At 66.1% G+C, this 24285-nt stretch carries 23 protein-coding genes; 13 read left to right on the top strand and 10 right to left on the bottom strand.

Features of this window, described 5'->3' with window-relative positions:
* Nucleotide 1 precedes the first annotated feature (1 nt).
* Nucleotides 2-1234 (bottom strand): amidohydrolase family protein, encoded by a 1233-nt coding sequence (locus tag LI92_RS02645; protein WP_046315610.1) that lies wholly within the window; start codon nucleotides 1232-1234, stop codon nucleotides 2-4.
* Between the two features lie 41 nt (nucleotides 1235-1275).
* On the opposite strand from LI92_RS02645, the gene LI92_RS02640 reads away from it, so the two are divergent.
* Nucleotides 1276-2184 carry an enoyl-CoA hydratase gene (locus LI92_RS02640; protein WP_046315608.1) on the top strand — a complete coding sequence of 303 codons (909 nt, stop codon included), beginning with the start codon at nucleotides 1276-1278 and terminating at the stop codon, nucleotides 2182-2184.
* A 7-nt stretch (nucleotides 2185-2191) separates the two neighbouring features.
* Here the strand turns inward: LI92_RS02640 and LI92_RS02635 are convergent, their stop codons facing one another.
* A complete protein-coding gene (locus tag LI92_RS02635) occupies nucleotides 2192-3205 on the bottom strand; it encodes an acyl-CoA dehydrogenase family protein (protein ID WP_046315606.1) in 1014 nt (337 codons plus the stop codon).
* A 91-nt stretch (nucleotides 3206-3296) separates the two neighbouring features.
* On the opposite strand from LI92_RS02635, the gene LI92_RS02630 reads away from it, so the two are divergent.
* Nucleotides 3297-4457 (top strand): acyl-CoA dehydrogenase family protein, encoded by a 1161-nt coding sequence (locus LI92_RS02630; RefSeq protein ID WP_046315604.1) that lies wholly within the window; start codon nucleotides 3297-3299, stop codon nucleotides 4455-4457.
* Nucleotides 4458-4463: 6 nt separating this feature from the next.
* On the opposite strand, the gene LI92_RS02625 is transcribed toward LI92_RS02630, so the two are convergent.
* A complete protein-coding gene (locus LI92_RS02625; protein ID WP_046315602.1) occupies nucleotides 4464-5237 on the bottom strand; it encodes a TetR/AcrR family transcriptional regulator in 774 nt (257 codons plus the stop codon).
* 182 nt (nucleotides 5238-5419) lie between these two features.
* Here LI92_RS02625 and LI92_RS02620 point away from each other — a divergent pair, with 182 nt between their 5' ends.
* Complete coding sequence (locus LI92_RS02620) at nucleotides 5420-6619, top strand: amidohydrolase family protein (RefSeq protein WP_046315601.1); 1200 nt, start codon at nucleotides 5420-5422, stop codon at nucleotides 6617-6619.
* Nucleotides 6620-6659: 40 nt separating this feature from the next.
* Here LI92_RS02620 and LI92_RS02615 read toward each other — a convergent pair whose 3' ends face one another.
* The 4 genes from LI92_RS02615 to LI92_RS02600 are packed head-to-tail and all read right to left on the bottom strand — an operon-like array spanning nucleotide 6660 to nucleotide 10510.
* Nucleotides 6660-7490: an enoyl-CoA hydratase/isomerase family protein gene (locus tag LI92_RS02615; RefSeq protein ID WP_082109505.1), complete on the bottom strand. Its 831-nt coding sequence runs from the start codon at nucleotides 7488-7490 to the stop codon at nucleotides 6660-6662.
* Entirely contained in the window at nucleotides 7487-8578 is a 1092-nt protein-coding gene (locus LI92_RS02610) for a hydroxyacid dehydrogenase (RefSeq protein WP_046315597.1), read from the bottom strand. The genes LI92_RS02615 and LI92_RS02610 overlap by 4 nt, the downstream gene beginning before the upstream one ends.
* On the bottom strand, nucleotides 8575-9690 hold the full coding sequence (locus tag LI92_RS02605) for a TauD/TfdA family dioxygenase (RefSeq protein WP_046315595.1): 1116 nt from the start codon (nucleotides 9688-9690) through the stop codon (nucleotides 8575-8577). Before LI92_RS02605 ends, LI92_RS02610 begins: the two co-directional genes overlap by 4 nt.
* A 37-nt stretch (nucleotides 9691-9727) precedes the next feature.
* Nucleotides 9728-10510: an HpcH/HpaI aldolase family protein gene (locus tag LI92_RS02600; RefSeq protein WP_046315593.1), complete on the bottom strand. Its 783-nt coding sequence runs from the start codon at nucleotides 10508-10510 to the stop codon at nucleotides 9728-9730.
* Nucleotides 10511-10588: 78 nt separating this feature from the next.
* Here LI92_RS02600 and LI92_RS02595 point away from each other — a divergent pair, with 78 nt between their 5' ends.
* The 3 genes from LI92_RS02595 to LI92_RS02585 are packed head-to-tail and all read left to right on the top strand — an operon-like array spanning nucleotide 10589 to nucleotide 13447.
* Entirely contained in the window at nucleotides 10589-11734 is a 1146-nt protein-coding gene (locus LI92_RS02595) for an acetyl-CoA acetyltransferase (RefSeq protein ID WP_046315591.1), read from the top strand.
* The gene (locus LI92_RS02590; protein WP_046315589.1) at nucleotides 11734-12144 is read left to right on the top strand and encodes a Zn-ribbon domain-containing OB-fold protein; all 411 of its coding nucleotides are present in this window, start codon (nucleotides 11734-11736) and stop codon (nucleotides 12142-12144) included. Before LI92_RS02595 ends, LI92_RS02590 begins: the two co-directional genes overlap by 1 nt.
* A gap of 1 nt (nucleotide 12145) precedes the next feature.
* A complete protein-coding gene (locus LI92_RS02585; protein WP_046315587.1) occupies nucleotides 12146-13447 on the top strand; it encodes an amidohydrolase family protein in 1302 nt (433 codons plus the stop codon).
* Between the two features lie 10 nt (nucleotides 13448-13457).
* On the opposite strand, the gene LI92_RS02580 is transcribed toward LI92_RS02585, so the two are convergent.
* A complete protein-coding gene (locus tag LI92_RS02580; protein WP_046315585.1) occupies nucleotides 13458-15026 on the bottom strand; it encodes a class I adenylate-forming enzyme family protein in 1569 nt (522 codons plus the stop codon).
* A gap of 55 nt (nucleotides 15027-15081) precedes the next feature.
* On the opposite strand from LI92_RS02580, the gene LI92_RS02575 reads away from it, so the two are divergent.
* The gene (locus LI92_RS02575) at nucleotides 15082-15945 is read left to right on the top strand and encodes an SDR family NAD(P)-dependent oxidoreductase (RefSeq protein WP_046315583.1); all 864 of its coding nucleotides are present in this window, start codon (nucleotides 15082-15084) and stop codon (nucleotides 15943-15945) included.
* Nucleotides 15946-15953: 8 nt separating this feature from the next.
* Here LI92_RS02575 and LI92_RS02570 read toward each other — a convergent pair whose 3' ends face one another.
* Entirely contained in the window at nucleotides 15954-16775 is an 822-nt protein-coding gene (locus tag LI92_RS02570; RefSeq protein ID WP_046315581.1) for an enoyl-CoA hydratase/isomerase family protein, read from the bottom strand.
* A gap of 97 nt (nucleotides 16776-16872) precedes the next feature.
* On the opposite strand from LI92_RS02570, the gene LI92_RS02565 reads away from it, so the two are divergent.
* Genes LI92_RS02565 through LI92_RS02540 form a run of 6 tightly spaced genes read left to right on the top strand, consistent with a single transcriptional unit; the run spans nucleotide 16873 to nucleotide 23160 of the window.
* The gene (locus LI92_RS02565) at nucleotides 16873-18123 is read left to right on the top strand and encodes a hotdog family protein (protein WP_046315580.1); all 1251 of its coding nucleotides are present in this window, start codon (nucleotides 16873-16875) and stop codon (nucleotides 18121-18123) included.
* Nucleotides 18124-18130: 7 nt separating this feature from the next.
* The gene (locus tag LI92_RS02560; protein ID WP_046315578.1) at nucleotides 18131-18937 is read left to right on the top strand and encodes an enoyl-CoA hydratase/isomerase family protein; all 807 of its coding nucleotides are present in this window, start codon (nucleotides 18131-18133) and stop codon (nucleotides 18935-18937) included.
* Complete coding sequence (locus tag LI92_RS02555) at nucleotides 18934-20178, top strand: acyl-CoA dehydrogenase family protein (RefSeq protein WP_046315576.1); 1245 nt, start codon at nucleotides 18934-18936, stop codon at nucleotides 20176-20178. The genes LI92_RS02560 and LI92_RS02555 overlap by 4 nt, the downstream gene beginning before the upstream one ends.
* On the top strand, nucleotides 20175-20921 hold the full coding sequence (locus LI92_RS02550) for an enoyl-CoA hydratase/isomerase family protein (RefSeq protein ID WP_046315575.1): 747 nt from the start codon (nucleotides 20175-20177) through the stop codon (nucleotides 20919-20921). The genes LI92_RS02555 and LI92_RS02550 overlap by 4 nt, the downstream gene beginning before the upstream one ends.
* Entirely contained in the window at nucleotides 20918-21715 is a 798-nt protein-coding gene (locus tag LI92_RS02545; RefSeq protein WP_046315573.1) for an enoyl-CoA hydratase/isomerase family protein, read from the top strand. Before LI92_RS02550 ends, LI92_RS02545 begins: the two co-directional genes overlap by 4 nt.
* Entirely contained in the window at nucleotides 21712-23160 is a 1449-nt protein-coding gene (locus LI92_RS02540; RefSeq protein WP_046315571.1) for a class I adenylate-forming enzyme family protein, read from the top strand. Before LI92_RS02545 ends, LI92_RS02540 begins: the two co-directional genes overlap by 4 nt.
* A 36-nt stretch (nucleotides 23161-23196) precedes the next feature.
* Here LI92_RS02540 and LI92_RS02535 read toward each other — a convergent pair whose 3' ends face one another.
* Nucleotides 23197-24279 carry a dihydrodipicolinate reductase gene (locus LI92_RS02535; protein WP_192829963.1) on the bottom strand — a complete coding sequence of 361 codons (1083 nt, stop codon included), beginning with the start codon at nucleotides 24277-24279 and terminating at the stop codon, nucleotides 23197-23199.
* Nucleotides 24280-24285 lie beyond the last annotated feature (6 nt).

Below are 24285 nucleotides of genomic sequence, written 5' to 3'. Positions count from 1 at the left end.
GTTATCGCCCACCGGGCACCGCCGTCAGCAGCTCACGCAGGTTGGCGCCCACGATACGTTCGATCACCGGTTCGTCCAGTGCGGCGATCTCCGGTGTCAGCTCCGCCGGATGTGCCAGCCCCTCCGGATGCGGGTAGTCCGAGCCGAACAGCACTCGATCCGCGCCGATCAGATCGATGAGCCCGGCCATATCCTCCTCGTGGAACGGGTTCACCCAGATGTGTCGCTTGAACGCGGTGACCGGATGTTCGCCGAATTCGGCCGGCATCTTCTTGTAGACGCGATCGAAGAGCTCGATAAGCCGCGGCACCCAGTTGCCGCCGTTCTCCACGACACCGACCCGCACCCCGGGGTGGCGGGTGAAGACGCCGTGCGCGACCAGCGCGGCGCAGGTGTCCAGGATCGAGCGGGCGTCCTCGTACACGATCGTCTTGAACGCATCGGGCTTGAACGGCTGGTATTCGGCGCCGGCGCCCTCCCAGTCGCGGCTGTAGCGGTCATAGCCGGAATCGCAGGCATGCATGAGCACCGGTATCCCGTGCTGACTCAGACGCGCCCAGAACGGATCGAAGTACGGCTGTCCCATCGAGGTGGTGCGGCCCGAGGGCGTCGCCACCGGCCGCGGGTTCACCAGCACGGCACGCGCACCGTGCTCGACGCACCAGTCGAGTTCGGCGACGGCCTTGTCGACGTCGGGCAGGGTGATCACCGGTGTCGCGAAAATACGTCCGCGGTAATCGAAGCTCCACTCCTCCAACAGCCACTCGTTGTACGCGTGGACCACGGCGTGCGCCAGCTCGATGTCGTCGGTCATGCGTTCTTCGAGCATTCCGCCGGTGGTGGGAAACATCACGCAGGCGTGGACGCCCTGCTCGTCGAGCAGAGTCAGCCGCTGATCGGCGCGACGGAAGGCGTCCGGGCAGCTGATGGGATTGGCCAACTCCCGCAACGACTTACCGTCGGGATTGATCCCCCGGAAGTAGTCGGCCCAGGCCCCCGGCGAAGCCACCACTTCGTACGTCGGATTGGGGATGGTGTCGGTCAGCCGCCCCTTGATCATCAGCTTCGTCTGGCCACCGACCTGTATCCACTGGATGGCGTCGCGATACTGCCGAGGGAGATGCCGCGTGTAGGCGTCTTCAGGCTCGTACAGATGGTTGTCGGCATCCCAGATCTCACGGACGGGAGGGGTCACGGCGACTCCTAAGTTACGTGTGAGAATATCTCTTCTCATCAAGCGATAACATTATTACCATAGCGGGAAGAGGGAGAGCGGTGGGCGATTACCAGTTCCTGAAATGGCAGACCTACGACGACGGCAGCATCGTCCGGATATCACTGAACCGGCCGGATCAGCGCAACGCGCAGAATCGCGGCATGCTGGTGGAACTCGACGAGGCGTTCGGCGCCGCCGAGGCCGACGACAACGTCCGGGTGGTCATCCTGGCCGGCGAGGGCAAGATGTTCTCCTCCGGCCATGACATCGGGTCCAAGCAGGCGATCAGCGAGTACCTGCCAGGCCCCGATCAGCACCCGACGGCGGCCATCAACGGCGGAACACGGGAGGGCGCCGAGAAATGCATGCTTCAGGAGTGGCACTACTTCTTCCAGAACACCCTGCGCTGGCGAAACCTGCGCAAGATCACCATTGCCCAGGTGCACGGCGATGTGTTCTCCGCCGGTCTGATGCTGATGTGGGCGTGCGACCTGATCGTCGGCAGTGAGGATGTGCGATTCGCCGATGTGGTGGGAACCCGCCTGGGCATGTGCGGCATGGAGTACTTCGGTCACCCATGGGAGTTCGGGTCTCGCAAGGCCAAGGAACTCATGCTGACCGGCGACGCGATCGACATCCACGAGGCACACCGACTGGGCATGGTCAGCAAGGTCTTCACCCGTGACGAACTTGCCGACCGGACCCTGGAGTTGGCCCGCAGGATTGCCTCAGTGCCGACCATGGCCGCGTTGCTCATCAAGGAGTCGGTCAACCAGACCCAGGACAACATGGGCTTCTACAACTCGCTGCAGGCGTGTTTCACTCTGCACCAGCTGAATCACTCGCACTGGTCGGGCATCCGCGAAGACAAGCTCGCCACGGCCGGCCCCGAGCAGGGGGTACCGGACTGGCGTAGCGCACCGCCGGTCGTCCTGGCCGTCAAGGATCAGGTTCGGGCGCTGGAATGACAGCCCGTCAGCCGGTTGCGCCGTAGCGCGCGTCGGCAACCCGGTCCAGCGCGGTCAACGGATCTCCGTAGACCAGGGTCAAGCCGCGGACCCGCCGGTAGTACAACTGGACATCGGCTTCCATACCGAAGCCGTATCCCCCGTGCACGTGCAGGCTGGTCCGGGTGGCATCGCGGGCGGACTCGGCGGCGAAGGCGAACGCCATGGCGGACAGCTCAGTTGCCCGGGGGGTCTCGTCGGTGAACGCACACGCGGCCTTGAACGCCAGCAGCCGCGCGCCGTCGATGGCCGTGGCACTGTCGGCGAGTGGGTGCGAGACCGCCTGAAACGATCCGATCGCCACACCAAAGGCTCTGCGCTCCTTGGCGTACTGTGCGCCCACTTCGACGGCGCGACCGCCGATGCCGACCAGCGCAGCTGCCGTCAGGGTCAGCCACCGGTCCAGCGCAGACGAGTGCAGGGCAATCGCTTCAGCACCCTTGGCCAGCGTGACGGCGTGCGGTTCGATCGCCACGTCCGCCAACGGCAGGGTTCCCAGGTTGTCGACCACGGTTCTTTCGCCGATGCTCGATGCCACCAACCGATCGCCCACGAGTGCGATCACCACGTCGGCGACCGCGCCCGCCGGTACCATTCCCAGTACCGAACCATAGGACCGGCGCGGCGCGAAGGTGATCAGCTGCTGACCCGACATCGCCGTTGCCAGCAATTCGGCCCCGGGCGCGCCGCATGCCGCCAACAGCCCGGCAGCAACCTGCGCCTCGATGACGGGAGCCGATCCTGTTGCCCTGCCGTGCTGTTCGGCCAACAACGCCAGCTCGAGCACTGAGGCACCCCAACCACCGTCGCACTCAGGTACGGCCATCTCCACGACACCCGTTTCCCGCAGCGCCAGCCACAGGGCGGAGTCGAAGCCGACCGGCTCGGCGGAGCGCACCCGCTCTGAGGTCGACTCACGCGCATACAGGGCGGCGAAAGAGTCGACGAGCTGACGCTGCTCGTCGGACAGGCTCAGGTCCAAGTCAGTGCCCCGTTCCCGCGGATATGATTGCTCTCACTTTTGAGATTAGCAGTATCGTCTAGGTGTTCCAGCGAGAGATTGGTGCGAGGGCATGCATTTTCGGCTCGACCCGGAGACCGCGGAGTTCAGCGCTGAGGTGCAAGCACATCTGCAGGAGGTGCTGACTCCCGAGTTCGAGGAGCAGACCTACCGCAGCGGGGTCTCCCATGATGAGAGCTTCGCCAAGGGCTTGGTGGACAAGGGCTACTTCGCCCCGGCCTGGCCGGTCGAGTTGGGCGGCCAGAATCGCGGCCTGTGGGCCGAACAGGTCGTCAAGGAACAGATGATGCGCTTCGACGCACCGGTGTACCTGTCCGAGACAACCCGCATGGTGGCGACGATCATCCAAACCGCCGGCACCCCCGCGATGCGGGAGAGGATCGTTGCCGACGCCATGCGGGGCGATATCACCATCGCGCTGGGATTCACCGAACCCGAATGCGGATCGGACGTCGCAGCGGCGGCCACCCGCGCTGTGCGCGAAGGTGATGACTGGATCATCAACGGATCGAAGATGTTCACCACCAACGGCCATATCGCCGACTACGTGTTCCTGCTTGCCCGGACCAGTCCGGACAAGCCGAAGCACAAGGGACTGACCATGTTCCTGGTGCCGAGCGACAGTCCCGGATTCGAGGCGCAGGCGGTGTGGACGCTGTCCGGGGAACGTACCAACGTCACCTTCTACAGCGATGTGCGTATCGGCGACCAGTGGCGCATCGGCGAGATCGACGGCGGCTGGCAGGTACTGCGGCTCTCGCTGGAGTACGAGCACGCCTCGGGCTGGGGGCCGCACATCGCCCGTCTTCTGCACCACGCCGAGCAGTGGGCGCAGGCGACCCCACCCGACGGTGGCGCGGTACCGATGAGCCAACCCGATGTGCGACGCCGAATCGCCAGAGTCGCAATGGAGACCGAAGTCGCCACGTTGCTGCAGCGACGGTGTGTATGGCTGAGCGAGCAGGGTAGACAACCGGTCGCCGAGGGCCCGATGTCCAAGGTCTTCAGCACCGAAGCCCTCGAGCGTGCGAGTCAGGACATCGTCGAACTGGTGGGCCCTGACGGGGCGCGGGCCTATTTGGACCCGACCGCCCCCGAGCGGGGCAGGTTCGAGCAGCTACTCCGGTTCGCCCTCGGCACCACGATCTACGCCGGCACCAGCGAAGTTCAACGATCGATCATTGCGCAACACGGCTTGGGTCTACCCCGTTAGCCTGCGCTACTTACGGGCTGTGCGCGCGCGCGACGGGCGCGAAGCCCGGACCGGCGCCGGCTTCTCGTCCACCGGTGGCGAGATCGCCTGCTTACACCAGGCCCACAACTGGTCTTCGGTGAGCTCAGCCCCCTTGGTGCCGAGCTGAAACACACCGATCTGCGCGAGCGCGGTCAGAGTCGAGTTCAGCAGCGTGGTCAGCTGTGCGGGTGTCAGATCCTTACGCACCAAGCCGGCACGCGAACAGGCCGTCACGATTTTGGTGAGCAGCTTCTGATGCGGTTCCCAGATCTTCGCGAAGTCGGTGGGCCGTTCGATCTCCAGGCTGAGGTTGTAGATGGTCATGACCCGACCGCCGGACTTCTCCGAGGATTCGGCGCGGGAGAGGAAGCCGCGGCAGAACGCCTCGAGTTGCTCCATCGGCCCGTCCGCGGCCGCGACCTCCTGACGGATACTTTCGGTGAACTGGCTTGTGACGTCTTCGTAGAGCGCGAGCAGCAGTTCTTCCTTGCCCGCGAAGTGCTGGTAGAAGGCCCGCAGACTCAGGCTGGAGCGATCGATCAGGGTCTGAATGGTGAAGTCGGCTCGCCCGGACTCTTCGATGAGCTCCAGAGCCGTGGCCAGGAATCGCGAACTGCGGGCGAGTGCGCGCGCCCGCGCAGCACTGAGTCGCCGGTCGATGGTTCGCTGCTGCCAGGTGGTGCCGGGGCTGTCCAGTTCGGCTTCGACAATCTCCAACTCGGCCGGTGCGCCGCCGGGGGTGCCTTTCTTCGCGTTCATGATGCCTCGAAGGATACGGGATCGACGGCGAGAATTGTCCGTCTACCTACACGAGTATGTTGGTTATCGCCCGCCGTGCCCTCCATCGCAGCACCGGACACGGCACCCATACGCTATCGTGGAAACGATCATTCTCGTTTTTAACAAATACTTGCTGTCGCACGTCCTGAAGGAGTACGGCGTTGGGTTCAGTCAGCTCTGCAGATATTCCGATCGTCTCGCCGGACGACCACCTCGTTGAGCCGGCCGACCTGTGGACCAGCAGGCTGCCCTCGCGCTACCGGGACATCGGGCCGCGAATCGTCAGGCACCGCGGACGGATGGACCCCAGTGTCACCTCCGACGTCGCCTTCATCGACGATGCGGCCGGTCGCGAAGCCGACATCTGGCATTACGAGGATGCCCTCATCCCGATCCCGCTCATCAGCGCCGCGGCCGGCTACGAGATCGACGAACTCACCACCGACCCGATCACCTACGACGAGATGCGCCCCGGCTGCTACCGCGTCGCGGATCGCCTCGCCGACATGGACATCGCCGGGATCGAGGCCTCGGCGTGTTTCCCCAACACGCTCGTCCGGTTCTGCGGACAGCGATTTCTCTACGGCAAGGACAAAGACCTGTCCCTGCTCTGCGTCCAGGCCTACAACGACTTCCAGATCGATGAGTGGGGCGCAGGCTCGAACGGTCGGCTGATTCCACTCGGAATCATCCCACTGTGGGACGCAGAGCTCGCCGCCAAAGAGGTGGAGCGGGTTGCGGCCAAAGGCATGCCCGCCGTCTGCTTCTCCGAGCTCCCCGCACGCCTCGACCTGCCGTCTATCCACAGCGGCTATTGGGACCCGTTCTTCGCCGCCTGCGAACACCACAACGTCGGCATCATGATGCACATCGGCTCAAGCTCGTCACTGACCAAGTCTTCGCCCGACGCCCCGCACGTGGTCACCAGTGCGCTCATGGCAGTCAACTGCACGATCGCACTGGTGGACTGGCTGTTCTCGGCGAAGCTGATGCAGTTTCCGAAGCTCAGGCTGGCGTTCGCCGAGGCGCAGGCCGGCTGGATCCCCTATTACCTTCAACGTGTCGATGAGGTGTGGGAAGACCGTCGGGGGTGGGGCGGTATCCATCCGTTGCTCACCGCGCCGCCGAGCAGCCAGATTCCCGGCCGGGTGTGGTTCTCGACCTTCGGCGATCCGGTGGCGTTTCGCATCCTCGACCTCATCGGGCCCGATCAGCTGATGTTCGAGACCGACTACCCGCACAACGACACCAACTGGCCACACAGCACCGCGGTCGCGAACAAGGCGACCGAGGGTCTCGATGAGGAAACCAAGCGCAAGGTCTTGTCCACCAACGCGAAGAACTTCTTCGGCTTGGCGTAGCAGAACGGGCGGGGCTTGAAGCGCGATGAAGCGCGACGATCTAGCGAGCCTGCCACTGCGGCGTGCGCTTCTCCAAGAATGCTCGCGGTCCCTCGATCGCATCCTTGGTGAGTGCCACCTTCATGCGGTAGTTCTCGGCCAGCAACTCGGCCTCGTGAATCGGCAGCGTCAGGCCGTTGCGCACCGCCATCCGTGATCCGCGCACGGCCAGAGGTGCATTCGCGTTGACAATCTCGGCGATCTCCCAGGACCGGTCCAACAGCGCGGCGTCGGGCACCACCTCGGTGAAGATGCCCAGATCGTAGGCTCGTTGGGCGCTGAGGCGCTCATGACGCCCCATGAGCACCAGCCGCATCGCCACCGGAAGCGGCAGGATCCGGGCCAGCCGTACGGCTTCTCGGCCCGACGCCACGCCGATACTCACATGCGGGTCCATCAGGGATGCGCTCTGTGCGGCGATGGTGATGTCCGCCGTGGTGACCAGGTCCATACCTGCACCGCATGCGATTCCGTTGACCGCGCAGATAATCGGTTTGGTCATCTGCAGCCAGGGCGGTGTCGCCTCCTGCGGGGCATCCCACTGCCGCAGCGAGCTCAGAATGGGTTCGCCTTGGTTGTCGATTCCCGCGGCGTTCTCCATGTCGTGGTCGGCGGCCTTGTTGACATCGGCGCCCACACACAGCGCCCGGCCCGCGCCGGTGATGATCAGGGTCCAGATGTCCGATGAAGTCTCGACCTCGGTGTACACCTCGGCCAGCTCGGCGATCATCTCGTCGTTGATGGCGTTGAGCACCTCGGGTCGGTTGAGGGTCACACATGCCGTGTGCCCGCGCACCTCGAACTCGATCGTCTGGTATCCCACAGTCCTCACCTTCGTGTTGAATCGAAATCCGCCGGGTCGGATTCGGCGTGCGGCCGGAAACCGAACACGTCGTTGAACCGCTCGCAGTAGCGCGGCCACACATCGGGATTGAGCAACCGGGGCGGCAGCTGGCCGGCAAAGATCGCCTTCCACTGGGTCGCGGTGGCGACCGCGATATCGCGTGCCGCCTCGGCGGTGATACCGGCGGTGTGGGGGGTCGCCACCACATTGCCCATCTGCAGCAGCGGATCATCGGGCCGGGGCGGCTCGGTATGGAACACGTCCAGGCCGGCCCCTGCTATCGCGCCGCTGCGCAGGGCGGCCAGCAGGGCGTGCTCGTCGTGGACCGGCCCGCGGGCGGTGGGGATGAAGTACGCCGTCGATTTCATCGCGGCAAACTCCGCGCGCCCGATGAGTCCCTCGGTCTCGGCCGTCAGCGGACAGGTGACCTGGACGAAATCCGAGCATCGCATCAGCTCGGCAAGCTGGACCCCGACAACCCCGAGGTCTGCTGCTCTGGCCTCATCCAGATACGGATCGTAGGCGAGCACGGTCATCCCGAACGGCGCGCAGAGTTCCACCAGTCGAGAGCCGATCGCCCCGAGGCCGATGACCCCCAGAGTTTTGCCGAGCAGCTGAGTTCCGCGCAGGGTCAGCCGGTTCTCCACCGGTCCCGCGCGCAGTGCGCGGTCGGAGACGGTGATCTTCTTTGCCAGATCGAGCATGAACCCGAGCGCGTGTTCGGCGACCGCCTCCGCGCCGGGCCCCGAGTTGTTGCACACCGCCACACCGGCACGCGTGCACGCCTGAACATCGATCACGTCATAGCCGGCCCCGGCAGAGCACACCGCCAGCAGGTTCTCGCACCGTGCGATCAGCTCGGCACCGGCCAGATACTGCGAGGCGCCGGGCACTGACGCGGTGTCGGTACGGGTGGCCACCTGGTAGCCGTGCGCCGACTCCAGTACCGACCAGTTGCGTTCGGCCGGCCCCGACAGATCCAGCCGGACGACATCGATGTCGGCGGTCTCCAGCACGTCGCCGGCGATCGGGTCGGTCCACCGCTCGTATGCCAGCCGCGGGTGTGTCCTGCTCACCGGCTTGGCTTGGGCTTCACCTGGGCGGCCTTGAACATGTCGGCCAGCTCGGCGTCAACATTCTTGTAGTCGTTGCGCGCTATGGAGCCGTCCCGTCCCGGCACAACGTCATACCCGAGGCGCATGTCCTTGTTCTCCATGTGGAAGTACTCGCGGCCGAGCGGCAGGCGGCGGTCCTCGCGCGGCACCTCCATCCAGGCCCGCAGGAAGCAGCGCGCCTTCTTCGGGTCGGTGCTGCTGACGAAATCGGAGCGTGAGTGGCACATCGCGAAGTTATTGGCCACCGCGGCCTCACCCGATTCGAGCCGGAACTCGACCTGTTGCTCGACGAGTACCCGCCGGAGCAGCTCAATGGCCTCATTCTGTTCGGGCGTGAACTCGCGGCCGAGGGTCTTCATCGCGGGCAGGATGCTGCTGTACGTGAAGTTGATGCAGACCCGGCCGTCGATCTGCGAGAACACCGGCACGTCGTACGGTGTGACATCCGGCTGGTCATCGGGCTGCTCGCTGCGACGATGGTGCGGGAAACCCTGGTAAAGAACCTGCAGCAGGTCAGGCCGTTCCGCCAGGATTCGATTGTGGGCCGCGGGCCCGCTGGCGAACTGGCTTTCGCCACCGGAAAGAGCCGGATACACACACAGCAGCGACAGAATGTCGGCGGCGTCGTTGTGCATCGCCAGCTCCGCGCTGGACTTGGTTCCCCGGGCCGGTTGCACACCGTTGGGCAGGATCTCTTCCTGGACCCGGACCAAACGATCACCGAAGGAGTTGTTGGACACCGGATATCCCAGATGCCAGCAGAACGCCCAGTAGATCCGCTCGAGGTCCTCCACCGAGTGCTGCTCGACCGGGAATCCGCGGACGCACGCCAAGCCCTTGCCGAACATCAGGTCGCGGTACAGCCTGGCGAGGTCGTCATCGAGGTCGGGATGGCGCGCGTCGTCGAAGGTGATGTCGTCTCGGTCCTTTGCCGCTGTCCGCACCAGGATCGACTCCAGCGCCGCCACATTGCGGGCGGACAGGTCGAAGCAGAGGTCCTCTTTGCTGGTGAAGTCAGCGCCGGTCCACGCCATCGAGTCGCTGACCTGTGCGGTGTGTATCGCGGTGGGCATCCGGGGCTCCTGTCGTCGTGCGCGGCCTGTGCGCTTGTCAGCGACCCGCCGACAGAGCACGGAGCGCCAGCGCGCGGGAGCCGGCCGCCTCGGTCATCATCCCGACATCGGTACCCGCCGAAATGAAGCGCAGGCCCAGGCCCACAAACCGTTCCAGCAGTTCAACCGACTTGATACCGGCGATTCCCAGCGCCACGCCGTGCCTACGACAAGCCGCTGCAACAGAGCGTACCGCAGAATGGAAATCATCATTCTCGTAATCGCCGTGGATTCCCATCTCGGCGGTCAGGTCACTCGGCCCCAGCAGGATCATGTCGATACCCGGGACCGCGGCAATCAGGTCACAATCCGCTACGGCTTGCACGCTTTCGACCATGACCGCCACGACCGTCTGTCGCTCCAGTTCGGCGGTGAGCCCGGACGGGTCGAGGGGGCGATATCCGCTCACCACGCTGGGACCGGAGATCGATCGCCGCCCGATCGGAGGGAACCTGGCCGCAGCCACCACAGCGGCCGCCTCGTCCGCCGAGTTGACGTGGGGAACAATAACTCCCACCGCCCCCGCATCGAGAACTCGTGCGATGACCCCGGGGTCCTGAGAGGGCACTCGGACCAGGCCCGCGATGCCCGCACCGACGGCACCCACACACATCAACGCTGCGGTCTCCAACGACGTCGAGGTGTGCTCGAGGTCGACGTAGATGGCGTCGTAACCGCAGGCGGCAGCGATCGCCGGCACCTCGGGCGTGCGAGAGTTCAGCAGGGCCAGGCACAGCACCAACCGGTCGCCGCGCAACTCCGCCCTGAGGTTGTTCCGCATCGTCCTGACGTTAGCGGAATGAGAATCACTATTGACGGGGTTCGGTAAACGCCGTTACCGGTGTGGTTACCATGTGCTATGCCGTCCAAGCGCGTTGCCATCGTGGGAGCGGGACTCTCCGACTGCGGGCGGGTGCCCGATATGACCGCGATGGGGCTGATGGCCCAGTCCGCACGCCGCGCCATCGCCGACGCCGGCCTGTCCAAGGACGATATCGAGGGCTTCGGCGGCCACGGGACGCTGCTGCCACCGATCGAGGTCAGCGAGTACCTCGGCCTGCTGCCGCGCTGGGTCGATGCCACCAATGTGGGCGGATCCTCGTGGGAGGTGATGGCCCGACATGCGGTCGCCGCCATCGCCGCGGGCGAAGTCGACGTCATCCTGCTCACCTACGGCTCCACCGCCCGCTCGGACGTCAAACGGCGGACACGCGCCTCGGCGGCCGCGATGGGCGCCGGAGGGGCCATGCAATACGAGGCTCCCTACGGCGCCACGCTGATCGCCAAGTACGCCATGGCCGCCCGCAGGCACATGATCGAGTTCGGCACCACCGCGGAGCAGTTGGCCGAGGTCGCGGTCGCCGCACACGAGTGGGCGGCCGGCAACGAGAACGCCTTCGACCGCGAACGCATCACCGTAGACGACGTGGCGGCCGCGCCCATGCTGGCCGATCCCTTCACCGCCAAACACGTCTGCCTGCGCACCGACGGCGGCGGAGCGGTGGTGCTGGCCAGTGAAGCCGTTGCCCGCAACTGCGCCAAGGAGCCGGTCTGGGTACTCGGTTCCGCCGACGCCGCCTCGCACGTCAGCATGAGCGCGTGGGACGACTTCACCACGTCGGCCGGCGCGCTGTCCGGCCCGGCCGCCTTCGCCCAGGCCGGTGTGGATCCCGCCGATATCGATGTGTGCCAGCTCTACGACTCCTTCACCGCCACTGTGCTGTTCACCGTCGAAGACCTCGGCTTCTGCGCCAAGGGCGAGGGCGGCGCATTCATCGGGTCGGGGGCATTGCGGCCCGGTGGCGCGCTGCCCACCAACACCGACGGCGGCGGGCTGGCCGCCTGCCATCCGGGGATGCGCGGCATGTTTCTCATGGTCGAAGCGGTGCGGCAGCTTCGCGGTGAGTGCGGCGAACGCCAAGTCGAGGATGCCGAACTCGCCTGCGTCCACGCCACCGGCGGCTTCTTCAGTCACAGTGCCACGATGATCCTGGGGAGGCAGTGATGACGAGCCCCGACCGGCCCACCATCGACGTGGACAGCGAGGCATGGTGGTCGGCGATCCAGAACGGCACACTGCTGCTCAACACATGTCAGGACTGCGGCCGAAACTCGCTGCACCACAGGGCGTTCTGCCCTCACTGCTGGAGCGAAGACGTGGCCCCCACCCCGGCATCTGGTCGCGCAACGCTCTACACCTGGACCGTGGTCCACCAGAACGCCGCTCCGTTCGATGCGCGCACGCCGTATGTGGTCGCCATGGTCGACCTGGCCGAGGGACCACGCCTGATGACCCACGTCGAGAACTGCACCGTCGAGGAACTGGCTGCCGGGCTGGAGCTCGTTCTCGGCTTTCGCCACGGCGAAGACGGTTTCGCCATCCCGATTTTCACGCCGGTACTGGAGAGGAACTGAAGTGAACAAAGACGACATGATCCTGGTCAGCGTCGACGACCACATCGTCGAACCGCCCAACATGTTCGCCAACCACCTGCCCAAGAAGTACCAGCACGAGGCTCCGCGACTGGTGCACGACACCGACGGCAGCGACCGATGGCAGTTCCGCGACGTCACGATCCCGAACGTGGCCCTCAACGCCGTTGCCGGCCGGCCCAAGGAGGAGTACGGCCTCGAGCCGCAGGCACTCGACGAGATCCGGCCCGGCTGTTACAACGTCGACGAACGCGTCATGGACATGAACGCCGGCGGCATCCTGGGATCGATGTGTTTTCCCTCCTTCCCGGGCTTCGCCGGGCGGCTGTTCGCCACCGAGGACCACGACTTCTCCCTCGCACTCATCCAGGCCTACAACGACTGGCACGTCGAGGAGTGGTGTGGCGCCTATCCGGCCCGATTCATCCCGATGACGCTGCCGGTGATCTGGGATCCCGAAGCCTGCGCCAAAGAGATTCGCCGCAACGCTGCCCGCGGCGTGCACTCGATGACCTTCACCGAGAACCCGGCCGCAATGGGATACCCGAGTTTCCATGACCTGGAGCACTGGAAACCCATGTGGGATGCCCTGGTCGACACCGATACCGTGCTTAATGTGCACATCGGCTCCTCGGGTCGACTGGCCATCACCGCACCGGACGCTCCGATGGATGTGATGATCACCCTGCAGCCGATGAACATCGTGCAGGCCGCCGCGGATCTGTTGTGGTCCAAGCCGGTCAAGGCCTACCCGGGTCTCAAGATCGCGCTGTCCGAGGGCGGCACCGGGTGGATCCCGTATTTCCTCGACCGGGTCGACCGCACCTACGAGATGCACTCGACGTGGACCGGTCAGGACTTCGGTAAGCAGAAGCCCTCAGAGTTCTTCCGCGAACACTTTCTGACCTGCTTCATCTCCGACCCGGTCGGGGTGGAACTGCGTAACAAGATCGGCGTCGACAACATCTGTTGGGAGGCCGACTACCCGCACTCGGACTCCATGTGGCCCAATGCCCCCGAGGAACTCGATGCGGTGCTCAAGGAGTTCGACGTACCCGACGCCGACATCAACAAGATGACCTACGAGAACGCTATGCGCTGGTATCACTGGGACCCGTTCACCCATATCACCCGTGAGCAGGCCACCGTCGGAAGTCTGCGTAAGGCCGCCGAGGGCCACGATGTCTCGATTCAGGCGCTGTCCAAACGGGACCACAGTGGTCAGTCGTCGGACTGGCAGGCTCAGATCAAAGAGGCCACCGTCAACGTCAGCGGTACCGACTGACCTGTGGCGATCAGTCTGTTGCGACCAGTCGGTCGGCCACCGCTCGTGGCCGACCGGCTGCATGCTCGTGCAGCCTGTTGCGCGCCACCTTGCCGTTGGCATTGACCGGCAGCGGCTGGTCCCAGAACACCAGTTCCTCAGGCAGCTTGTACTTGGGCAGTCCGGCCGACACCAGCGCCTCGGTCAACTCTGCCAGCGACAACTCGGTGTCGCCGTCGAGCACCAGCGCCAGGGCCAATCGCTCTCCGGTGGTCGCGTCGGGCACCGAGTACGCCGCGCATTCGCCGACACCGGCTATCCCGGCCACCGCCTGCTCGACCTCGGCGGCCGGGATCTTCATCCCGTTGCGGATCACGATGTCCTTGATCCGCCCCACGATGCGGACCCGTCCGGCCTCGACCTCGGCGACGTCGCCGGTGCGGAACCACTCTCCCTCGAAGGCGGTGTCGTCGGCGGCGGGATCGGTATAGCCCAGAAAGGTATGCGGACCGCGGATGCAACACTCCGCCGGATCCCCGCTCGAACCCAGTCGCACCTCGACATCCGCCAGCGGCACCCCGTCATCGGCATGTCGCACCTGCCGAGCGTCCGTCCGCTGCCCGGAGGTACTGACCGGGACCTCCGAGGATCCATACGCTCGCATCACGACGATGCCGAATTCATCCTCGATACGTTCGACGATCCGCGGGTCGAGCATGGTGCCGCCGAGATATACCGCACGCAGCGGCACCGAACTTTCCCGTGCCACCGCCTCGTCGAGCAACCGGTCCAGTAGGCGGTCCGGTCCGCCATACCACGTCGCCCCGCTGGACAATAAGAATTCACACGTCCTTGCGGGATCCCAGCGGTCCTCCAGTACGATCGGCGCCGCAAGCATGGGACCCACGAACAGCGCCTGCACCACACCCGTGACAGACGCCAGCGGGCTGATCAGGAAGATCCGGTCCGCCGGCCCCAGCCCGGCGGCTGCGACGTAGTTGGCGGACGCCTTGTGCAGGGTGCTCAACGAGTGCACCACCCCCTTGGGCTCCGCGGTGGTCCCCGAGGTGTACAGCACAAACGACGGTTCGTCGGCGGGCCGGTGCGGCCGAAGCGGTACCGGCGCGCCGGGCAAGTCACTCGGGTTCGCGATCCACCTACACCGCGTGGCCAGCTCCTCGGCCGCCGTCGGCCAATTCGGCGCCAGACCGAACGATGCCCCGGTGCGGTCGATGATCGAAGCGATCTGCGCGGCACCGGCGCTGCGTGGCACCAGCAGCACGACGCCATCACAACGCTGCACCGCGTGCACGGCGGCTACCGAGTCGACGTCGTTGCCGGCCACCACGACTACGGCACTGCCCGGCACCGCGCCGGCCCCGGTCAGCTCCCGGCATATCCGGTCGATGCGGCCGTCCAGTTCGGCAAAGCTGATCTGTTCGCACCGATCGATCAATGCGATCCGATCGGGATGCCTTGCCGCAGTGTCGCGTACAAGGTCCAGTGGCTGCTGTGTCCAGTGCCCGGCGGCCCGATATCGCGCTCGCAGTCCTGCGGCGCGCAGGCCCGCATTGCCCAGAAGACCGGTCGGGCACGTCATGAGATCCTCCGATGCAAACATTAATTCTCGATACTGCGAATGTAACCTCTCACCCATGACACTTGCATTCGACAACCAGGTAGCCATCGTCACCGGAGCCGGCGGAGGACTCGGCCGCTGCCACGCGATCGAACTGGCACGCCGCGGGGCCCGGGTCGTGGTGAACGATCTCGGCAGCGCAGTCGACGGCAGCGGCGCCTCCGAGTCGGTGGCCCAGCGCGTGGTGGACGAGATCACCGCGGCGGGGGGAACAGCCATTGCGAACGCCGATTCGGTGGCCACCGAGGCGGGTGGTGAGGCCATCGTCGCGGCCGCACTGGAGGCTTACGGGCGCGTCGACATTCTGGTCAACAATGCCGGCATTCTGCGCGACGCCGCGTTCAAGAACATGACGGTCGACCAGTTCGACGCCGTAGTCGCCGTACACCTCACCGGCGCGTTCAACGTGACCCGCGCAGCGTGGCCGGTCATGCGGGAGCAGAACTACGGCCGGATAGTGCATACCACTTCGGGCACCGGTCTTTTCGGCAATTTCGGACAGGCCAACTATGGGGCCGCCAAAATGGGCCTGGTCGGCATGATGCACGTGCTGGCGATCGAGGGGGCACGCAACGGCATCACCGTGAACGCGATCGCGCCCATCGCGCGGACCCGGATGACCGAGGACATCATGGGCGAGGCGGCCAAGGCGATGGACCCGGAGCTGGTCACTCCGGTGGTGGTGTATCTGGCGCACCGCAGCTGTGAGCGCACGGCCCATATCTATTCGGTCGGGGCCGGCAAGGTGTCTCGGGTGTTCATCGGTGTGACGAAAGGGATCCAGGATCCCGCCCTGACCGCCGAAGGCGTCGCCGCCGCGATCGACCAGATCGACGACAGCTCGTCGTTCACCATCCGGGGCGGGCCCACCGCCGGCTGAAGGCACGCTCAGCGCCCGCGGAACCGCGGCGGCCGGCGCTCGGCGAAGGACTGCAGCCCTTCTTGCAGATCAGCGGTGCGGGAGTTCAGCTCGGCCGCCCATGCCTCCTGCTCGAACCCACGCTCCCGCGGCGACTCCACTGAAACCGCGAGCAGGCGCTTGGTCAACGCAAGCATCACCGAGGGCCCCGCTGCCAGCTGTACCGCCAGGGCGTCCGCAGCCTGGTGCACCTCATCCGCGCGCACTACGCGGTTCACCAAGCCCAGCCGCAAACACTCCTCGGCGTCCACCGGCTGACCCAACATCACCAGTTCGGTGGCCTTGCGCAGGCCGACGATCCTGGTCAGCAGGTGCACGGCCCCGGAGTCGGGCACGATGCCGCGATGCACGAATCCCTCGACCAATGACGACTGCTGCCCCATCACCACCAGATCGCACGCCAGCACGAGACTGGCACCGCCGCCCAACGCTGTTCCGTTGAATGCCGCCACAACTGGTTTGTCGCAGTCGAGTACAGCCCCCACCAACCGTTGCCAGCCCTGCGCCAGTTGTCGCGCGATATCACCCGGACGCCGGTCGGGGGGAAGCTGCCTGGACGTATCGGCCGGCGCCGACGCCAAGCCCGCACCGGTGCAGAAGTGTCGCGAACCTGTTGACGCCAACAGCACCGCTCGAACTGCGGGGTCTGCGTGTGCACTGATCAGGACATCGGCGAGCGCATCTCGAGCCAATGGCGACAAAGAGTTTCCGACGTCAGGGCGGTCTATGACGATGCGGCCCACGCAGTCGGACCCCACGTCGTACTTGATCCCGATCGGTTCTTCCGGCATCCAAACCCGCCCTACGTTAACGTCGCTCTCGTTTTTCGGGTATCTTAATTCTCACTTTGGTCTCGACCAAGTGCATGCGCCATGAGGAGGTTGCGCGATGACCGGCACCGGCCAGATCACCGATGAGGCGCTGGACCGGCTGCGGGCCACCATCGGTATTGCCATCCCCAACCCCCAGCCACCGCACTACCGGCGACCCAACGAGGACGCCTTTCGCAATGCCGCGGAGAGCTACGGGGACGGGAATCCACTGTGGTGCGATCCCGCCTATGCCACCAAATCGATTTGGGGAGAACCGATCGCGCCGCCGCCGCTGATAGGCGGCGACACCGTGATCGGCGAAGACGAAGTCACCGAGCTGTCCGAGGCGGACCGCGCGCTCACCAAGGGCGACCCGCTGCGGGGCGTACACGCCTTCTACGCGTCGTCGTCGCGGGAATGGTGGGCTCCGCTGCGAGCAGGACATCGGGTCTTCCGGCGTAACGCGCTGGTCGCGGCACTGGACAAGAGGAGCGATTTCGCCGAGCGGGCGGTCCATGAGTGGACGGCGCAGGTCTTCCGCGACGATGAGGGAACCATTCTCGGGGGCCAGTACCGCAACATGATCCGCACCGAACGCAGCAAGGCCCGCGGTCGCAAGAAATACCAGGGGGTCGAGCTCAAGACCTGGACGCCTGAGGAGATCGCCGAGATCGACGCGCGGTACCCGAGGGAGGCTCCTCGCGGGTCCGAGCCGCGATGGTGGGAAGACGTCCGGGAGGGTGACGCCGTCGGACCTCTGACCAAGGGGCCACTGACCGTCACCGACATGGTCTGCTGGCACGTCGGCATGGGCACCGGTATGTACGGCGTGCGACCGCTCCGGCTGGCATGGCGCAACCGGCAGCGAATTCCCCGGTTCTACACGCCCAATGAGCAAGGCGTGCCCGATGTTGCGCAACGCGTCCACTGGGACCCCGAGGCTGCCCGCGGCGCCGGAAACCCGACCACATTCGACTATGGCCGGATGCGCGAAACGTGGCTCATCCATCTGTGCACCGATTGGATGGGCGATGACGCCTGGCTGTGGAAACTGGACTGCGAATTCCGGCTGTTCAACTACGTCGGCGACCTGCACACCATCTCAGGGACCGTGGTGCGCAAGTTCCTCGCCGAGGGGGACCGGCCGGCCGTCGAACTGGAATTGGCGGCCACCAACCACCGAGACGAAATCACCACGCCGGGCCATGCCACCATCCTGCTGCCCAGCCGGGAACGAGGTCCCGTCCGGCTGCCCGATCCGCCCGGCAGAGCAACCGACCTCGCCCAGCTGCTGACCGCGGTGTCGGCGCGGTTCTCGCAGGGTTGAGCCGCTGATGACCTACGCCAGCGTCCCGGGCCTCGTGGTAGAACACCGAGGACCTCAGTTGCGCCTGACCCTCGACCGTGCCGAGCGGCGCAACGCGATCGACGATGTCGTCCTCGACGCCCTGGTGGCGCACGTCGCGGCGGCCGGTACCGACGAAGAGGTGCGCGTCATCCGCATCGATGCCAACGGGCCGGACTTCTGCGCGGGCTCGGACCTGATCACCACGACATCAGCTTTTGCACGCAAACCTCGCGTCGGCGCCACTCAGCGCAGACTGCCGAACAAGGCCAACCGGCTCATCCCGCTGATGCTGGAGACGCAGGTGCCGATCGTATCGGTGGTGCACGGCTGGGCTGCCGGTCTGGGGTTCCACATCGCCCTGGCGTCTGACTTCTGCCTGGCCGCCGACGACACGAGATTCTGGGAACCGTTCATGGCCCGCGGCCTGAGTCCTGACAGCGGCGCCGCCTGGCTGCTACCCCGCCTGATCGGGATGGTGCGCACTCGCCGGCTACTGATGCTCGGCGAGGAGCTCTCCGGCGCTCAGGCCGCGGCATGGGAGATCATCCACGACGCCTACGCGCCCACCGATCTGGCCGCCGCTGCCGACGAGTTCACAGACCGGCTCGCGACCGGCCCGACTGTTGCGCTGGGACTCACCAAATGGCTGCTGCAGAGCGGGAACGGACTGGACCTCGACCGGCACCTGCACAACGAAGCTATGGCTCTGGAACTGGCGACCCGCAGTGACGACTTCAAAGCGGGCCTGGCGGCCTTCCGGGAGAAGCGGAAAGCGGAGTTTCAGGGTCGATGACACTGCCGATCGACGCGTCGAGCACCGCTGAGGAAGCGGTGGCCACAGTTGAGCAATGGATTCAGGCCGAGGTGCCTGAACACTGGCGCGCCGCCGCCGCCGACGGCCATCGGGCGCTGCGTGCGGTCCGCACTCCGGAGGACTACCGGCGGTGGTATCCCGCCTTCGCCTCGACCGGCCTGGTGGCGCCGACCTGGCTTCCCGAGCACGGTGGGCTCGGGGTGTCCAACGACGTGGCGCGCGCCATCGAAACCGTCCTGGCGCCGCTGCGGTTGAACCGACTGAACCCGCTGGGGCTCAACAATGCTGCCGCGGCCTTGTTCAGTCACGGCACCGAAGAACAACGCCTGCGATTCCTGCCCCCCATCGTTCGCAACGAAGAGAAGTGGTGCCAGCTGTTCAGCGAGCCCGGCGCCGGCTCGGACCTGGCTTCGCTGGCCACCCGTGCCGTACGCGACGGTGACGAGTGGGTGATCACCGGGCAGAAGGTATGGACGACATGGGCCGATGAAGCGGATTTCGGCATCTTGCTGGCCCGCACCGATCCCGAACAGCCGAAGCACAGAGGTATCACCTATTTCCTGCTCAATATGCACCAGCCCGGCGTCGAAGTCCGCCCACTGCGCCAGATCACCGGCGAACGCGAGTTCAACGAGGTGTTCCTAGACGGCGCAAGGGTTCCCGACGCGCACCGCGTGGGCGATCTCAACGACGGCTGGCGGGTCAGCGCATCGACACTGTCCGTGGAGCGGCAGATGGTTTCGGGATCGGGCTCCGGCGGCATGGGCCGGCTCGGCGGTTCCAGCGCGCAGCGGTTGATCACATTGGCACAGGAGACCGGGCGCTGGGCCGATCCCGTGATCCGCGCCAAGGTCATGCGGCTGTGGGCGCAGGAGCAGGTGCGCGGCTGGACCAACGCCCGGGTACGGGCGGCCCTTAAGGCCGGGCAATCCCCCGGCGCCGCGTCGTCTATCGGAAAGGTCCACCAGGCCACACTCAACCAGCAGATTCAGAATCTCATCGTCGACCTGGCCGGCACCGCTTCGGTTGCCTGGGTCCCCCCCGATGACGGCGACGCGCTGCCGCGGGACGTCCAGGGCTGGATGCGCAGTCTGGCCAACGGCACCGAGGGCGGCACCACCGATATCAACAAGAACATCCTCGGCGAGCGGGTGCTCGGACTGCCCAGAGAACCCGATCCCTGGAAGGGAAAGCCGTGGAAGGACATTCCCCGATCGTGACCGACTACGAACGGCTGATCGTGCAGAAGAGCGGTGGCATCGGCTGGCTCATCCTGAACCGCCCGGAGGCCGGCAACGCCTTTGATGCGCTGATGCTCGACGAGCTTGAACACGCCTGGGCCGACCTCGAGGCCGACCCCGATGTTCGCGTGATCGTCAACACCGCGAACGGCAAGGCGTTCTGCACCGGCATGGACGTCGTCCAGGTGGCACGCGACAAAGATGCCATGCGCAAACACTCCCGGCGGACCCGGGACGCCGAGCTGAAGATCTCGTCCTGGCACTGCGATGTCTGGAAGCCGGTGATCGCCGCGGTGAACGGGGTATGTGCGGGCGGCGGACTGCATCTGGTCGCCGACGCAGACATCGTGATACTCAGCGAGCGGGCCTGGATCGTGGACCCGCACGTCTCCGTCGGCCAGGCCGTCGCCTACGAGGCGATCACCCTGCTGCGCAAGTCGCCGATGGAAGCGATCACCCGAATGGCGTTGAGCGGGCGAGGCGAACGAATCCCCGCCAACCGCGCGTACGAACTGGGCATAGCTTCCGAAGTCGTCCCCCACGACCGGTTGCGCACCGCAGCGGAGACCCTGGCCGGCGCGATCGCGACCAACTCTCCGGCTGCGATGCGGGTGACCAAGCGGGCGCTGTGGCGGTCACTGGAGGGCGGACTGACTCAAGCCCGCCGCGAAGCAGCGGAGGCGATCCGGCATATGCGCCATCAGCCCACGGAGGTGTCATGACATACCAGCGACTGATCGTGGAGCGTCGCGGCCCGGTCGGGTGGATCATCAACAACCGCCCCGAGCGGCTCAACGCCTATGACCACCTCATGCGCCAGGAATTCCGCAGGGCGTGGGCTGAACTCGATGCCGATGCCGACGTCCGGGTCATCGTGCACACCGGCAACGGTCGCGCGTTCCAGGTGGGCACCGACGTCGAGGAACTCGATGAAGGCGCCGAGCAGTTCGCGGACACCATGTCCTCCCTCGACCTCGGGCTCACCGCCTGGCATTGCAACGTCGGCAAGCCGGTCATCACCGCGGTCAACGGCGTGTGCGCAGGTGGTGGACTGCACTGGGTCGCCGACGCCGACATCGTCATCGCCTCCGCCGATGCGACTTTCGTCGATCCACATGTCTCGATCGGTCAGGTCAGCGCATTGGAGACCATCGCGCTGATGCGCAAGATGCCCGCCGAGGCCGTGCTGCGGATGGCGCTGGTCGGCAGCCACGAGCGACTCACCGCGCAGCGCGCCCACCAACTCGGCATGATCAGCCAGGTCGTCGACCCACCGGAGAAGCTGCGCGACGTCGCCCAGGAACTCGCGGAGAAGATCGCCCAGAACTCGCCGGCGGCGATGCGCGCCACCAAACGCGCACTGTGGGGCGCCCTGGAGCACGGGTTGACCGACGCGTGCCGGGAAGGCGCCAAACACCTGACATCGATGTGGGGTCACCCCGACCAGGACGAGGGACCGCGCGCCTTCGCCGACAAGCGCTCCCCGCAGTGGCTTCCGTTGGAGCCGGATTCATGAGCCTGGCACAGCTGCTCGACGGTCTGCCGCCCATCGCTGTGCATACCGTCGACCACGACGTCAGCCGCGACCAACTGATCGACGGCGCCCAGTCACTCGGCGACCTGCTGACTTTCGCCGGCCTGCAGACCGGCCAGGTGGTGGCGGCAATGCTGCCCAACGACGCCATCACCGTCGCGGCGCTCTTCGGCACCTGGCGCGCCGGCGGCGTCTATACCCCGCTCAATCCACGGGCCGCCGACGCCGAACTTGCCGAGCAGCTGGCAACCCTGCGGCCGGTCGCCGTGGTCACCACAGCGCCGCTGGCGCATCGCTTCGGCGCTTGCGGGCTGCCGGTCATCACCGACGACGGGCCGGCCTGGCAGCTGTCTGCCGACGGCGCCGGCCCGAACGACCCCCGGCAATACGACACCGACGTCGCACTGCTGCAGTTCACCTCGGGCACCACCGGGAAGCCGAAGCCGGTGCCCCTGCGGCACGCCACGGTGCTCGATCTCATCGACCGCCTGCTGAGCAAACTTCGGGGTAATTCGAACGCCCCCAAACCCAAGCGGGCGCCGATGCCCAACCTGGTGCCCCTGTCGCTGTCGTTGTGGGCGGGTATCTACCAGGTGCTGTTCGCGTTTCGCGCGGGCTCCGGTGTGGTGCTGATGGAGCGCTTCACGCCACAAGATTTCGCCATGCTGGTCAAGCGGCACCGGTTGCGCTCCACCGTGCTGCCGCCGGCCGCGTTGACCATGGTGCTGCACGAGGCGACGGTGACCGACCTGTCACCACTGACGATCGTGCGATCGGTCACCGCGCCGCTGTCCCCGGTCCACGCCGCGGCCTTCCGTGACAAGTTCGGGGTCGTGGTGCTCAACTCCTATGGTCAGACCGAACTCGGCGGCGAGGTGGTCGGCTGGTCAGCCGCTGACGCCCGCGAATGGGGGGAGGTCAAACTGGGGTCCGTCGGGCGCCCGTTGCCGGGCATCGACGTCATGATCGCCGATGACGAGGTGCTGGTACGCACTCCGACGACGACGGCCCGCAAGATCGACCCCGCGTTTTTGGACCGGCTCACCGCCGACGGCTGGTTTCATACCGGCGATCTCGGCTGGATCGACGACGACGGATTCCTCTGGCTCGACGGCAGAGTGTCGGACATGATCAACCGCGGCGGGTTGAAGGTGTTCCCGGGCACCGTGGAGGACGTTCTGCTGTCCTCGGCGGGGGGGCGGGAGGCCGCTGTGGTCGGCGTCCCCGACGAGCGTCTCGGTGAGGTGCCGTGGGCGTTCGTGGTCCGTCTTGACGACACAGTGACCGCGCAGGATCTGGACGCCTGGTGCCGCGCGCGACTGACCCCCTACCGGGTGCCCGCGCGCATCGTGTTCGTCGATCAGCTTCCGCGCAACGAGGTCGGCAAGGTGGTCAAACACAACCTGCTGCTCGGCGATCACGAGTGATCCGACAGCTTCCCCGGCGGGGTATCCGCGCGGTAATCATGTCCTGACAGCCGTCCGCGACCCGCGCGTGGCAACCGATCGTCCCAGGACCGGTTCCAGCAGGCCGGGCAGGCTTGCGACGACATGTGGGATCGCGTTGACGATTGCCTGCCCGGTGAAGACCAGAGACGGATTCGCGTCCTCGTCCGGCCCGTCCTCGAAGCTCACCTGCAATCGCAGACTGGGACGCCCGACGATGCGGTGCACCATTCCCGCGCCGCCCTCGGGCTTGGGCCACGAGTCGGGCCACGGTGTCGACGACACGGTGGCGAAGTACTGGATGGAGACCAGCGGCCGACCGTCGACCATCCCCGCCAACTTCCAGCGGTGCCCGCAAATGGTCCCCTTACCGATCGTCCCGAGTGCGGTCTTCAGATCGTCGGGGGCCAGTAGCGTCTCCCATTGCAGGTCTACCGAATCCAGCCGCAGGCCGAGCACATCGGCGACATAGCGCACCACCGGTTCCCAGTCGTGGTGGACCTTGCCCGACGCGATACGTGCCGGCACGTGCCCGTCCGGCTTTCCGAAGCCCATGGACTCGTGCAGCACATCCCAGATCGGGTAAACCTCGTCCAGCCCGACCGCGTACTCGTCCATTCGGTAGCTGTCGATCCGGCCGGCGCCCGCGAGTAGCGCGACCGGCAGCTGCATGCTGATGATCCCCGGTTCACATCCCGATGCGTAGAACGTCGATCCGCCTTGCATGCAGGCCGATTCGAGCAAGGAGCGCCACTGACTCGGCGCCGCGGGAGGGTAGACCATCGGGATGGTCGAGATGGTCACCACGTTGATGCCCGCCTGCAACAGGCGAGCGATCTGGCCGTACGCCGCCTCTTCGCGACCCACGGCCGTCGAGCAGTAGGTGACGCAGTCGGGCTTCTGGCGAAGAACGGCGTCGAAATCGGCGTGCGCCAAGACACCGGTGTCACCGCGTCCACAGAAGCTGCCCGCGTCTCTGCCGACCTTGTCCCGACCCGACACAAGCAACCCGACCAGTTCCAGGTCCGGGTCGTCGAGCACGCCGCGAAGCGCTTCGCGGCCGGTCAATCCTGTCCCGGCATGAACCACGGTCACTGCCACGGCGGC

The organism is Mycobacterium sp. UM_Kg1 (genome assembly GCF_000972925.1).
In the GTDB taxonomy this organism is placed as follows: domain Bacteria; phylum Actinomycetota; class Actinomycetes; order Mycobacteriales; family Mycobacteriaceae; genus Mycobacterium; species Mycobacterium hiberniae.
The sequence above is the reverse complement of the archived record's forward strand: the minus strand, read 5'-3'. Positions and strand labels throughout refer to the sequence as shown.

Excerpts from the sequence above, each read along its gene's own strand:
- LI92_RS02590 (WP_046315589.1), top strand. The coding sequence starts at position 11,734 with ATGACGAGCCCCGACCGGCCCACCATCGACGTGGACAGCGAGGCATGG.
- LI92_RS02560 (WP_046315578.1), top strand. The coding sequence starts at position 18,131 with ATGACCTACGCCAGCGTCCCGGGCCTCGTGGTAGAACACCGAGGACCT.
- LI92_RS02555 (WP_046315576.1), top strand. The coding sequence starts at position 18,934 with ATGACACTGCCGATCGACGCGTCGAGCACCGCTGAGGAAGCGGTGGCC.
- LI92_RS02570 (WP_046315581.1), bottom strand. The coding sequence starts at position 16,775 with ATGCCGGAAGAACCGATCGGGATCAAGTACGACGTGGGGTCCGACTGC.
- LI92_RS02540 (WP_046315571.1), top strand. The coding sequence starts at position 21,712 with ATGAGCCTGGCACAGCTGCTCGACGGTCTGCCGCCCATCGCTGTGCAT.
- LI92_RS02645 (WP_046315610.1), bottom strand. The coding sequence starts at position 1,234 with ATGAGAAGAGATATTCTCACACGTAACTTAGGAGTCGCCGTGACCCCT.
- LI92_RS02545 (WP_046315573.1), top strand. The coding sequence starts at position 20,918 with ATGACATACCAGCGACTGATCGTGGAGCGTCGCGGCCCGGTCGGGTGG.
- LI92_RS02580 (WP_046315585.1), bottom strand. The coding sequence starts at position 15,026 with ATGACGTGCCCGACCGGTCTTCTGGGCAATGCGGGCCTGCGCGCCGCA.
- LI92_RS02575 (WP_046315583.1), top strand. The coding sequence starts at position 15,082 with ATGACACTTGCATTCGACAACCAGGTAGCCATCGTCACCGGAGCCGGC.
- LI92_RS02595 (WP_046315591.1), top strand. The coding sequence starts at position 10,589 with ATGCCGTCCAAGCGCGTTGCCATCGTGGGAGCGGGACTCTCCGACTGC.
- LI92_RS02600 (WP_046315593.1), bottom strand. The coding sequence starts at position 10,510 with ATGCGGAACAACCTCAGGGCGGAGTTGCGCGGCGACCGGTTGGTGCTG.
- LI92_RS02565 (WP_046315580.1), top strand. The coding sequence starts at position 16,873 with ATGACCGGCACCGGCCAGATCACCGATGAGGCGCTGGACCGGCTGCGG.
- LI92_RS02605 (WP_046315595.1), bottom strand. The coding sequence starts at position 9,690 with ATGCCCACCGCGATACACACCGCACAGGTCAGCGACTCGATGGCGTGG.
- LI92_RS02625 (WP_046315602.1), bottom strand. The coding sequence starts at position 5,237 with ATGAACGCGAAGAAAGGCACCCCCGGCGGCGCACCGGCCGAGTTGGAG.
- LI92_RS02630 (WP_046315604.1), top strand. The coding sequence starts at position 3,297 with ATGCATTTTCGGCTCGACCCGGAGACCGCGGAGTTCAGCGCTGAGGTG.